Below are 11,670 nucleotides of genomic sequence, written 5' to 3'. Positions count from 1 at the left end.
CGCAACGCAGCAGCGCCACATTCCGATCCGGAATGTGGCGCTCTGGCATGCGTGCCGGAAAGAATCAGCCGAGACTGCGCGGCGCGGTGTCCGCAGGCAGCGCAGGGGGCGCTCCCATGCCCAGCGCGTACCAGTCCACCCGGCGGGTCACCCACATCACCAGCGCGAGGATCCCGAACAGCAGCAGCGAGCCCATCAGCAGCGCATTGTTCTCCGACACCAGCAGGCCATACAGCGCGCCGTACAGCACGGTCAGCATCAGGGCGAAGCCCATGCCGCGCTTCCAGTGGCCCAGCACGTTGGCCAGGTAGACCGCCTGCAGGCCGATGCAGGCCAGCGCCGATACCAGATAGGCCTGCCAGAAGGCGATGTGCTCGGACAGGCTGATCAGCAGCAGGAAGAAGATCGCCAGCGCCAGGCCGACCATCAGGTACTGCAGCGGATGGATGCGCAGTTGGCGGATCAGCTCGAACAGCAGGAAAGCGACGAAGGTCAGCAGCACGAACAGCACGCCGTACTTGGAAGCACGATCAGCCTGGGTATATACATCCACCGGATCCACCAGCGAAACTTCGACCGCCTGCGTCGACGGATCACCGGCACGAAGCTGCCGCTGCGCATCGGAAGCCAGCGAAGACACGGTCCAGCGCGCCTCGAAGCCCTGCGCGTCGACGCGGCGCTCATTGGGCAGGAAGGCGCCGGCGAACGAGGGGTGCGGCCAGCGCGAACGCAGCGCGATCTGGTTGTCATCGCCCACCGGCACCACCGCCAGCGAGCGGCTGCCATCCACCTGCAGGTCCAGCTCGATCCGGCTGGCGGCCAGCGTGCCACCGCGTGCATCGGCGAACCCGGCGACCTCGGCGTGCAGGCCACGCCCCAGCGCGTCGGCCATGCCGACGCCCGGCTGCAGCCGCAACGGCGCGCCGTTGACCCGCAGGTCCGGCGTGCCGACCAGGCCGCGCACATCACTCAGGCCGATGGCCAGGTAAGGCGTGCCATAGCTGCGCCCCTCCCTCACCGGGTAGTCATCGGCAGCGAAGTCGGCCGCGATGTGCCCCTGCCAGCTGTACACCGGCACCTTGAACAGGCCGACCGAGCGCAGGTCCGGCGCCAGCCGTCCATCCACGCTCAATTGGCGGGGCATCTGCAGCCAGTGGCCCTGGGTGATCTGCACTTCGTTGCTGCTCCTGCCTGCCTTGTCGACCACCACCACCGTGGTGCGTTCGATCCACGGCACCACGCGCACCGGTCCGACCAGCTGCTGGGTGCCGGCGCGGCTTTCGGCCACCCGGCGGAATGCCTCTTCGCGGTACTCGCTGCGATCGGTGATCACGCCGCGGATCAGCATCAGCGGAACCAGCAGCAGCAGGATCAGCCCGCCGACAATGGCGAAGCGCAGGAACAGGTGCAGGGATTTCATGGTCCATCCTCGTTGGGGAGGCCTGCAGGATGGACACCCCGGATGTGCGGGGTTTGAGCTGAGTTTGAAGCGAATGTGAAGTGGCCGCTACCGCGGCAGCCACAGCACCGCGCGGGTCCCGCCGGATGCGCCCCCTTCCACGCTGGCGTGCCCACCATGCAGGCGTGCCACCTCGCCGACGAACGGCAGGCCCAGGCCCGAGCTTCGTGCGCCGGTGGCCGGGCGTGCCAGCGAATAGAAGCGTTCGAACACCCGCCCGCGCGCGAACTCCGGAATGCCGGTGCCCTGGTCGACGACCTGCAGTGCGATGCCGCCGGCCTGCACCGCGGCGATCAGCTGGATGCTGCTGCCGGCCGGCGAAAAATCGATCGCGTTGTCCAGCAGGTTGCCGAGCGCCTGGCGCAGCAGGTAGCCATCGCCCTGCAGCGTCATCGAGCCGGCGGGCTGCACCTGCACCTGCACGCCGGCGGCCTGCGCGCGCAGCTGTGCACCCTGCTTCACCGCGGCGAACAGCGTGGCCACCGACAACGTGTCACGCGACTGCAGCCAGCCGTGCTGCTCCACTTCGGCCAGCGCCAGCAGCTTGTCGATGGTCTGGGTCAGCCGCTGTTGCTGGTCGACGATGCTGCGCGCGAAGCGCTCGCGGTCCTCGGCAGGCATCGGCTCCTGCAACAGCTCGGCCGCGCCGCGGATCGCCGCCAGCGGGCTCTTCATTTCATGGGTAAGCGACTGCACGTACTGCTCCACGTACGCCTTGCCTTCCAGCTTCCGGCGCATGGTTTCCAGCGCGCGGCCGAGGTCACCGATCTCATCGCGCCGCGGCTTCGGCGGGGCCACCGGCTCGCCGGCACTGACCGCCTGCGCATAACGGTTGAGCCGTCGCACACCGGTCATCAACCACGCCGTCATCAGGATGCCGATCAGCGCCGACAGGCCGATCAGCCACGCACCGCGCAGCATGATCTGGCGCTGGCTGGCGGTGATGAAAGGATCGATGCTTCGGTTGGGCTGCGACAGCGACAGCACGCCGATCAGCGTGCGGCCATCGGCCGGGTCGTACACCGGCGCCGCCACGTGCATCACCGTGTGGGTGGCATCGCCGGGCACCTCCGGACTGGACCGCGCGCCGTACTCGCCACGCAGGGTGCGATGGACATCATTCCAGCGCGAGTTGTCGCGGCCGACGTCACGGCCCAGCGAGTCGTACAACACGATGCCCTTGGCATCGGTGATGGTCACCCGGTAGTCCAGCGCGCGCTTGGGAAAGCGCCAGACCATCGCCTTCGGGTCGCGGCGTTGCGCGCGGGCCAGGCTGGAGGTGAAGCCACCGCGGGCCAGCGTACCGGCCTTGAGTTCGGGCGCCGCCAGTTCGGCGAGCACGTTGGCTGCATCCACCAGGGTGGACTCCATCGCCTGGCGCACCCCTGGCTTCACTTCCTCCACGAACACGCGCATCACGAAGAACGCAGCCAGGCCGACGATCAGGAAAAAGCCCAGGAACAGTTTCAGCCCCAGCCGCATGCTCAGGCCTCCAGCGCGTAGCCGACGCCGCGATGGGTGCGGATCGGATCATCGGTGGCCCCGGCACCGCGCAGCTTGGCGCGCAGCGTCTTGATGTGGGTGTCCACGGTGCGGTCGGCGCTGTCGGCGCTGGCATCCCAGCCGCGGTCCATCAGCTGGGCGCGGCTGAGAATGGCGCCGGGCCGCTGCAGCAGCGCCGCCAGCAGCGCGTACTCGTAGCGCGTCAGGTCGAGCAGCTGCTCGCCATAGCGGATGCGGCGGCCCTGCCGGTCGATATGGAACGTACCCTGCTGCTGCCAGCGGCCATCGGACGCGGTCCCCGCTACGCCGCTGCGGCGCAGTCGGGCACGCACGCGCGCCACCAGTTCGCGCGGCGAAAACGGCTTGGTGACGTAGTCATCGGCGCCCAGCTCCAGCCCCATCACCCGGTCGACCTCATCGTTGCGCGCGGTCAGGAAGATCACCGGCAGCTGTCCCACCGCGCCCGGCAGCGCGCGCAGGCGTCGGCAGACCTCGAATCCGCCCAGGTCGGGCAGTCCCACATCCAGCATCACCAGATCGAACGCGCCCTCCTGCAGCTGCTGCAGGGCCTGCCCGCCGAGCAGGCAATGGCTGGCCGCGAAGCCTTCGCTGCGCAGGGCATACAAGACGGTTTCAGCGATGGCGGCCTCGTCTTCGACCACCAGCACGCGGGCAACGGGTTCTGTCATGGGCGGCAGCATAGCCGCTGCGATAGCCGCTGCGCCTGCCGACCCGTACACTGCGCCCCATGAACTACCGCCACGCCTTCCATGCCGGCAACCATGCCGATGTCCTCAAGCACATCGTGCAGCTGGCCCTGATCGACAGCTTCAAGCGCAAGGACAGCCCGTTCTTCGTGCTGGACACCCATGCCGGCCGCGGCCGCTACCTGCTGGCCAGCGAAGAAAGCCGCAAGACCCTGGAAGCCGAGGACGGGGTCATGAAGCTGATGTCCCAGCCGAAGCTGCCCGACGTGGTCGAGCGCTACCTTAAGGCCGTGCAGGCCGACAACCCGGTCGGGGCGATGATCACCTACCCCGGCTCACCCCTGCTGACCGCCCAGGCGATGCGCCCGCAGGACCGCCTGGCCGCCTGTGAATTGCAGCCAGAAGAGGCCGCCGCGCTGAAGAAACTGTTCGCCGGTGATGCTCGGGTCGGCGTATACGAAGGCGACGGCTACGAGAAAATCCGGGCTCTGGTCCCACCGAAGGCAAACGGCGCCAAGATCGGTCGCGGCCTGGTGTTGATCGATCCGCCTTACGAGGGCCAGGACGCCGAGTACATCCGCATCCTCGTTGCCCTGAAAGAAACCCATGAGCGCTGGCCGCAGGCCACCTGCGCGGTCTGGTTCCCGATCAAGCAGCGCCGCACCATCCTGCATTTCCTGCGCAAGGCCACCGCCCTGCCCTATAAATCCGCGATGACCATCGAACTGCTGGTGCGTCCGGATGAATCCCCGTTGCGCCTCAATGGCAGCGGCATGCTCATCCTCAATGCCCCGTTCCAGTTCGACCGCATGGTTGGCCCCGCTCTGGCCGCCCTGAAGCAGCACCTGGGCGAGCCCGGCGCCAGCACCCGCCTGGACTGGTTGAAGACCGCCGACTAAGGCGTCCCGGCCGCTGCCCCCCGTGAACCTTCCGTTCACGGAATGCGACCATGGGGATGCCACAATCGCTGGACCACCAAGGAACTACCCGGTATGGCCACTCGCAACCGCATGCCGCCCTGGCACGAGATCTTCAAGGCCCCCAGTGGCCATGAACTGCTGATCCGTCCCATCCGGCCCGAAGACGGCCCGCCGTTGCAGGCGGCCTTCAGCCTGTTCGGCCCGGAAGAAATCCGCGACCGCTTCCTGCAGGCGGTGACCGAACTGTCGCCGGAAACCACCCAGCGGCTGACCCATCCCAACCCCAAGACCGAAATCACCCTGGTCGCGGCCGAGTCGCTGCCTGCCGGCGAAGCGGTGGTCGGTGCCGTCGCACGTGCCTCGATCATCCAGGGAACCCGCGAAGCGGAGTACGCCATCCTGATCAGCCGCTTCCTGATCGGCCAGGGCCTTGGCCGGCAGCTGATGCGCAAGCTGGTGAAGTGGGCGCGCGGCAAATACCTGGATCGCCTGTATGGCGATGTCGCCGAAGAAAACGAGCCAATGAAGCAGCTGGCCGATTCGCTGGGCTTCAAGCCGGTGCCGCATCCGCAGGGCACGCCCGGGCTGGTGCGCATGGTGCTGGAACTGGATAACTGAGGCCGCTGCCGTCGGTAGCGCCGAGCCATGCTCGGCGAGCGCAGCGGTCGATCAGGCAACGCCGAGCATGGCTCGGCGCTACTCCTGCGTGACGTGGTTTTGTCCGGGCCTGCACAGGCGGCTCTGGTAGAATCCACGGCCAATGTCGCGCTCTCCTTATCCCCTTCCGCCGCTGCCCCGTCCGGGCCAGCTCCGCGCCTGGTGGCGCGCTCCCAGCTCGCCCACCGCGCTGGCCTGGTACCTCGCCCGTGCGGCGCAGGCACACGACGGCCCGGTGCTGGTCGTCGCGCCGGACAACCACGGCGCCAACCAGATCGAATCCGATCTGCGCACGCTGCTCGGCGATGATCCGTCGCTGCCGGTGGTGGCGTTCCCGGACTGGGAAACCCTGCCTTACGATCGCTTCAGTCCGCACCCGGACATCATTTCCCAACGCCTGTCCGCCCTGCATCGCCTGCCCGGGCTGAAGCGTGGGTTGGTGGTCGTTCCGGTGCAGACCCTGATGCAGCAGCTGGCGCCGAAACAGTATGTGATCGGCGGCAGTTTCGATCTGGAGGTCGGCCAGCGGCTGGACCTGGACGCGGAAAAGCGGCGATTGGAAAGCGCCGGCTACCGCAACGTGCCGCAGGTCATGGATCCGGGTGATTTCGCCGTGCGCGGCGGCCTGTTGGATGTATACCCGATGGGTGCCAGCGAACCGCTGCGCGTGGAACTGCTGGACGAGGATATCGACACCATCCGTGCCTTCGACCCGGAAACCCAGCGTTCGCTGGAAAAGGTCCAGGCCGTGCACATGCTGCCCGGTCGCGAAGTGCCGATGGACGATGCCAGCATCTCGCGGGTGATGGATGCCCTGCGCGAACGCTTTGATGTCGATACGCGGCGCAGTTCGCTGTACCAGGACCTGAAATCGCGACTCGCACCGGCGGGCATCGAGTACTACCTGCCGCTGTTCTTCGACCACACCGCGACGCTGTTCGATTACTTTTCCGCCGACGTGCTGCCGGTGATCGCCGCCGGCGTCGGTGAAGCCGCAGCTGCCTTCTGGGCGCAGACCGGCCAGCGCTATGAACAGCGCCGGCACGACGTCGAACGCCCGCTGCTGCCGCCGGGCCAGTTGTACCTGTCGCCTGAACTGCTGCGCGAAAAGCTCAACGACCTGCCCCGCGTGGAAGTGTGGCCGCCCGGCCATGCACGCATCGAGCAGGCCCACGCGCTGGGTGACACCGCGTTGCCGCCACTGCCGGTCGCTGCGCGTGATGCCGCCGCAGGCCAGGCGCTGGCCACCTTCATCGAGCAGTATCCCGGCCGCGTGCTGATCGCCTCCGATACCGCCGGCCGTCGCGAAGCATTGCTGGAAGTCCTGCAGGCCGCCTCCCTGCGTCCGCCGGTGGTGGCCGACCTGCCGACCTTCCTGGCCGGCAGCGAGCGCTTCGCGATCACCGTTGCGCCGCTGGAAGACGGCTTCGCGCTGGACGATCCGCGCATCGCCGTGCTGACCGAACGCCAGCTGTTCCCCGAACGCGCAGCGCACCAGCGGCGCTCGCGTCGTGCCGGTCGCGAGCCCGAGGCGATCATCCGCGACCTCGGCGAATTGACCGAAGGCGCGCCGATCGTCCATGAAGACCATGGCGTAGGCCGCTACCGCGGACTGATCGCGATGGACGTCGGCGGCATGCCCGGCGAGTTCCTGGAAATCGAATATGCCAAGGGCGACCGGCTGTACGTGCCGGTGGCCCAGCTGCACTTGATCAGCCGTTATTCCGGCGCATCGGCGGAAACCGCCCCGCTGCATTCGCTGGGCGGCGAACAATGGACCAAGGCCAAGCGCAAGGCGGCCGAGAAAGTACGCGACGTAGCCGCCGAGCTGCTGGAGATCCAGGCGCGCCGTCGCGCCCGCGCCGGGCTGGCGCTGGATGTGGACCGCGCGATGTACGAACCGTTCGCCGCCGGCTTCCCGTTCGAGGAAACCCAGGACCAGTTGGCCGCCATCGACGCGACCCTGCGCGATCTTGCCAGCAGCCAGCCGATGGACCGCGTGGTCTGTGGTGACGTGGGCTTCGGCAAGACAGAAGTGGCCGTTCGGGCGGCGTTCGCCGCGGCCAGTGCCGGCAAGCAGGTCGCCGTGCTGGTGCCGACCACGCTGCTGGCCGAACAGCATTACCGCAACTTCCGCGACCGCTTCGCCGATTACCCGATGAAGGTGGAAGTGCTGTCGCGCTTCAAGTCCACAAAGGAGATCAAGGCCGAACTGGAGAAGGTGGCCGACGGTACCATCGACGTCATCATCGGTACCCACCGGCTGCTTCAGCCGGACGTAAAGTTCAAGGACCTCGGCCTGGTCGTGGTCGACGAGGAACAGCGCTTCGGCGTGCGCCAGAAGGAGGCGCTGAAGGCGATGCGTGCCAACGTGCACCTGCTGACCCTGACCGCCACGCCTATTCCGCGAACGCTCAACATGGCCATGGCCGGGCTGCGCGACCTGTCGATCATCGCCACCCCGCCGCCGAACCGGCTGGCGGTGCAGACCTTCATCAGCCAATGGGACGATGCGCTGCTGCGCGAAGCCTTCCAGCGCGAACTGGCCCGCGGCGGCCAGCTGTACTTCCTGCACAACGACGTGGAAAGCATCGGCCGCATGCAGCGTGAGCTGTCCGAGCTGGTACCGGAAGCCCGCATCGGCATCGCCCACGGACAGATGCCCGAGCGCGAGCTGGAACGGGTGATGCTGGAGTTCCAGAAGCAGCGCTTCAACGTGCTGCTGTCGACCACGATCATCGAATCGGGCATCGACATCCCCAACGCCAACACCATCATCATCAACCGCGCCGACCGTTTCGGCCTGGCCCAGCTGCACCAGCTGCGCGGCCGCGTGGGACGTTCGCACCATCGTGCCTACGCCTACCTGGTGGTGCCGGACCGCCGCTCGATCACCCCGGATGCGGAGAAGCGCCTGGAAGCCATCGCCTCGATGGACGAACTGGGCGCGGGCTTCACACTGGCCACCCACGACCTGGAAATACGCGGTGCCGGCGAACTGCTGGGCGAAGACCAGAGCGGGCAGATGGCCGAAGTGGGCTTCAGCCTGTACACCGAACTGCTGGAACGCGCCGTGCGCAGCATCCGGCTGGGCAAGCTGCCCGACCTGGATGCCGGCGAGGAAGCCCGTGGGGCCGAAGTGGAACTGCATGTGCCCTCGCTGATCCCCAACGACTACCTGCCCGACGTGCACACCCGGCTGACCCTGTACAAGCGCATTTCCAGCGCGCGCGACAGTGCGTCGCTGCGCGAGCTGCAGGTGGAGATGATCGACCGCTTCGGCCTGTTGCCGGATGCGGCCAAGCACCTGTTCGCCATCGCCGAACTGAAGCTGCAGGCCAACGAGCTTGGCATCCGCAAGCTGGACCTGGGCGAGGCCGGCGGCCGCATCGTGTTCGAGGCCAAGCCGAACATCGATCCGATGTCGGTGATCCAGCTGATCCAGAAGCAGTCGAACCTGTACAGCATGGACGGCCCGGACAAGCTGCGCATCAAGCATCCACTGCCGCTGCCGGAAGACCGTTTCAATGCCGCCAAGGCCTTGTTGACGACGCTGGCGCCGGGCTGACCCGGCGCCGCTCGGTAGCGCCGAGCCATGCTCGGCGAGCGCAGCGGCAACAGAGCGACAGCGGTACGCCGCCGCAAAAGAAAAACCCGGCTTGCGCCGGGTTTTTCAGGCTTCAACATCAGCGCATGATCACCAGATCACGACGCGCTTGTCGTCGGCGCGCACCATCGGCTGGCCGGCCTTGCACTCGAACGCCGCCGCGAACGACGGCATGTTCGACGGCGCGCCGTTGGCACGGAAGTTTGCCGGTGCATGCGGATCGGTGTTCAGGCGTACGCGCAGCTCGCCATCGGTGAAGTTGCGGCGCCACACAGTAGCCCAGTTCATGAAGAAACGCTGGTCCTGCGTGTAGCCGTCCACCGGTACGTTCTTCGAAGGATCTTCCTTCAGCGCCATCTGCAGCGCGTCATAGGCCACGGTCAGTCCGCCCAGGTCCCCGATGTTCTCGCCCAGGGTCAGCTTGCCCTTGACGTTGACGCCGGGCACCGCCTCGTAGCCATCGAACTGCGCCACCAGCTGGTCGGTGCGCTGGGTGAAGGCACTGCGGTCCGCGTCGGTCCACCAGTTGTCGAAGTTGCCGTTGGCGGCGAACTGGCTGCCCGAATCGTCGTAGCCGTGCATCATCTCGTGGCCGATCACCGCACCGATGCCGCCGTAGTTCAGCGCCGGATCGGCCTTGGCGTCGAAGAACGGTGCCTGCAGGATCGCCGCCGGGAACACGATCTCGTTCTTGGTGGCGTTGTAGTACGCGTTGACGGTCTGCGGGGTCATGCCCCACTCGGTCTTGTCCACCGGCTTACCGATCTTGTCCAGCATGTAACGGTAGTTGTACGCACGCGCGGCCTGCATGTTGCCCAGGAAGCTGTCGCCGTTGGTCTGCAGGCCCGACCAGTCACGCCACTTGTCCGGGTAGCCGATCTTCGGGGTGAAGCTGGCCCACTTCTCCAGCGCCTTCTTGCGGGTGTCTTCGCCCATCCACTCCAGCTTCTCCAGGCGTGCCTTGAGCGCTTCGGACAGGTTCTCCACCAGGTGCTGCATCTGCTCCTTGCTTTCGGCCGGGAACACCGCATCCACGTACAGCTGGCCGAGCGCTTCGCCCATGCCGTTGTTGACCGAATCCAGCACGCGCTTCCAGCGCGGCTGCATCTCCTGCTGGCCGCGCAGGGTCTTGCCGTAGAAATCGAAGTTGGCCTTTTCCACGTTGCTGCTCAGGTACGGCGCGGCATCATCGATGGTGTGGAAGCGCAGGTAGGCCTGCCAGGTGGCGGCCGGGACATCGGCCAGCATCTTGTCCACTTCGGTGAAGAACTGCGGCTGGGCCAGCGAGAATTTCTGCGCGGCCGGCACCTTCAGCGTGTCGAACAGCGCGGTCCAGCTGAAGTTCGGGGTGAGCTTGTCCGCGTCGGCGGCACTGACCGGGTTGTAGCGCTTGGAGGGATCACGCATTTCGATGCGCGACAGCGAGGCCTTGGCCAGGCGGGTTTCGAAGGCCAGCACAGCCTTGGCCTGGTCGGCCGCCTGCGCGGCGTCCACGCCGGACAGGGTCAGCACCTGGGCGATGTAAGCCACGTAGGCATCGCGGATCTTCGCCTGCGATGCATCGAAGTAGTAGCCCTTTTCCGGCAGCCCCAGGCCACCCTGGCCGACATAGGCGATGACGTTTGCCGAGTCCTTGTAGTCCGCATTGGCGAACAGCGAGAACAGCACGCCCTGCCCCTGCGCCTGGCTGTCGCGCAGGTACTGGGTGATGGCGGCGGTGTCGCCCAGCGCGGCGATCTTGTCCAGCTGCGGCTGCAGCGGCGCCAGCCCGGCGGCATCGATCTTCGCCTCGTCGCTGCCGGTCTTCCAGATGTCACCGATCTTGGCTTCCACGCTGCCGGCCTTGGCCTCGCTGGCAGCGGCCTGCTGGACCAGTGCATGCTGCACTTCCAGCGAGCGCTCGCGCAGGATCTCGAAGCTGCCCCACGTGGTCTGGTCGCCCGGCACCGGGTTGGCACTCAACCACTTCTGGTTGACGAAGGCATTGAGGTCGGTACAGGCCGAGATGGCAGTGTCCAGGTCGGCGCTGTTGAGCGAGATCAGCGGCGTCTTGATCAGCGACTGGTCGAAGGCCGGCTTGGCCGCATCGGCAGTGGCGGCGGGCGCGGTTTCGGTCTTGCCGCAGGCCGCCAGCGAGGCGGCGATGGCAACGGTCAGGCCCAACGGGGCCAGGGTGCGCAACTTCATGGGACTCTCCGACAGGTAATCCCCGAGGGTAGCCCGGACACGGGACGCGGGGGACCGCCAAAGGTCACGCCGCGCGCATGACCGCCACACGTGTGACACTGGCGGTCGTCCTTCACGACCAGCGGGCAGGCGTTCACATGACAACAGCGGAAAGACCCCAGGACCGCAAAGTGGCTGACGATATCCGCGCGCACGGCTGGCATTGCCTGCACATCCTGCCCGGACCGGATGGCGAGGCTGGCTTTTCCTATTCGATCGGCTTCCAGACAACCTACAACGCCCCGGAAGTGATGGTGTTCGGGCTCCAGCGCTCCAAGGCGCACGCGCTGCTCAGCGAGTGCGCGCAGCTGCTGGCCGGCGGCCACCAGATCCATACCGGCGTGGAGGATGCCGATGTGCTCGATGGCGGGTACAAGGTCATCTTCCGCACTGTGCGCGAGGACTGCCATGAGGATTACCTCGGCATGGCGGTGCGTCATCGCGGCGGGCAGCCCCTGCAGGCCGTGGTCATGTTCCTGCCGGACAAGGAACACCGCTTCGCCTGGCAACCCGATTACAACGATGCCCAGGCCGATGAGGCGCTGGGCATCGTAATGTAGTGCCGACCCAGGTCGGCACCATTGCAACGAC

8 protein-coding genes are annotated in these 11,670 nt (G+C 66.9%); 4 read left to right on the top strand and 4 right to left on the bottom strand.

Features of this window, described 5'->3' with window-relative positions; genetic code table 11:
• Window positions 1-64: 64 nt before the first annotated feature.
• The 3 genes from creD to creB all read right to left on the bottom strand — a co-directional run bounded on the left by creD (window position 65) and on the right by creB (window position 3,663).
• A complete protein-coding gene (creD, locus tag H9654_RS12245; RefSeq protein WP_191771055.1) occupies window positions 65-1,420 on the bottom strand; it encodes a cell envelope integrity protein CreD in 1,356 nt (451 codons plus the stop codon).
• Between the two features lie 87 nt (window positions 1,421-1,507).
• A complete protein-coding gene (gene creC, locus H9654_RS12240) occupies window positions 1,508-2,941 on the bottom strand; it encodes a two-component system sensor histidine kinase CreC (protein ID WP_191771054.1) in 1,434 nt (477 codons plus the stop codon).
• Window positions 2,942-2,943: 2 nt separating this feature from the next.
• Entirely contained in the window at window positions 2,944-3,663 is a 720-nt protein-coding gene (creB, locus tag H9654_RS12235; RefSeq protein ID WP_191771053.1) for a two-component system response regulator CreB, read from the bottom strand.
• A gap of 47 nt (window positions 3,664-3,710) precedes the next feature.
• Here creB and H9654_RS12230 point away from each other — a divergent pair, with 47 nt between their 5' ends.
• The 3 genes from H9654_RS12230 (at window position 3,711) to mfd (ending at window position 8,814) form a co-directional block, all read left to right on the top strand.
• Window positions 3,711-4,568, top strand: coding sequence for a 23S rRNA (adenine(2030)-N(6))-methyltransferase RlmJ (locus H9654_RS12230; protein WP_191771052.1), 858 nt, complete (start codon window positions 3,711-3,713; stop codon window positions 4,566-4,568).
• A 93-nt stretch (window positions 4,569-4,661) separates the two neighbouring features.
• Entirely contained in the window at window positions 4,662-5,207 is a 546-nt protein-coding gene (locus H9654_RS12225; protein WP_101098371.1) for a GNAT family N-acetyltransferase, read from the top strand.
• 142 nt (window positions 5,208-5,349) lie between these two features.
• Window positions 5,350-8,814, top strand: a complete 3,465-nt coding sequence (gene mfd, locus H9654_RS12220; protein WP_191771051.1) for a transcription-repair coupling factor — start codon at window positions 5,350-5,352, stop codon at window positions 8,812-8,814.
• 129 nt (window positions 8,815-8,943) lie between these two features.
• Here mfd and H9654_RS12215 read toward each other — a convergent pair whose 3' ends face one another.
• Window positions 8,944-11,040 (bottom strand): M13 family metallopeptidase, encoded by a 2,097-nt coding sequence (locus H9654_RS12215; RefSeq protein WP_191771050.1) that lies wholly within the window; start codon window positions 11,038-11,040, stop codon window positions 8,944-8,946.
• Between the two features lie 170 nt (window positions 11,041-11,210).
• On the opposite strand from H9654_RS12215, the gene H9654_RS12210 reads away from it, so the two are divergent.
• Window positions 11,211-11,639, top strand: coding sequence for a DUF4262 domain-containing protein (locus tag H9654_RS12210; RefSeq protein WP_191771049.1), 429 nt, complete (start codon window positions 11,211-11,213; stop codon window positions 11,637-11,639).
• The last annotated feature ends 31 nt before the right edge of the window (window positions 11,640-11,670 follow it).

The sequence above is a fragment of the Stenotrophomonas lacuserhaii genome (assembly GCF_014836545.1).
In the GTDB taxonomy this organism is placed as follows: Bacteria; Pseudomonadota; Gammaproteobacteria; order Xanthomonadales; family Xanthomonadaceae; genus Stenotrophomonas; species Stenotrophomonas lacuserhaii.
The sequence above is the reverse complement of the archived record's forward strand: the minus strand, read 5'-3'. Positions and strand labels throughout refer to the sequence as shown.

Coding starts and splice junctions, on each gene's coding strand:
- creD (WP_191771055.1), bottom strand. CDS start 1,420: ATGAAATCCCTGCACCTGTTCCTGCGCTTCGCCATTGTCGGCGGGCTG.
- creC (WP_191771054.1), bottom strand. CDS start 2,941: ATGCGGCTGGGGCTGAAACTGTTCCTGGGCTTTTTCCTGATCGTCGGC.
- creB (WP_191771053.1), bottom strand. CDS start 3,663: ATGCTGCCGCCCATGACAGAACCCGTTGCCCGCGTGCTGGTGGTCGAA.
- H9654_RS12230 (WP_191771052.1), top strand. CDS start 3,711: ATGAACTACCGCCACGCCTTCCATGCCGGCAACCATGCCGATGTCCTC.
- H9654_RS12225 (WP_101098371.1), top strand. CDS start 4,662: ATGGCCACTCGCAACCGCATGCCGCCCTGGCACGAGATCTTCAAGGCC.
- mfd (WP_191771051.1), top strand. CDS start 5,350: ATGTCGCGCTCTCCTTATCCCCTTCCGCCGCTGCCCCGTCCGGGCCAG.
- H9654_RS12215 (WP_191771050.1), bottom strand. CDS start 11,040: ATGAAGTTGCGCACCCTGGCCCCGTTGGGCCTGACCGTTGCCATCGCC.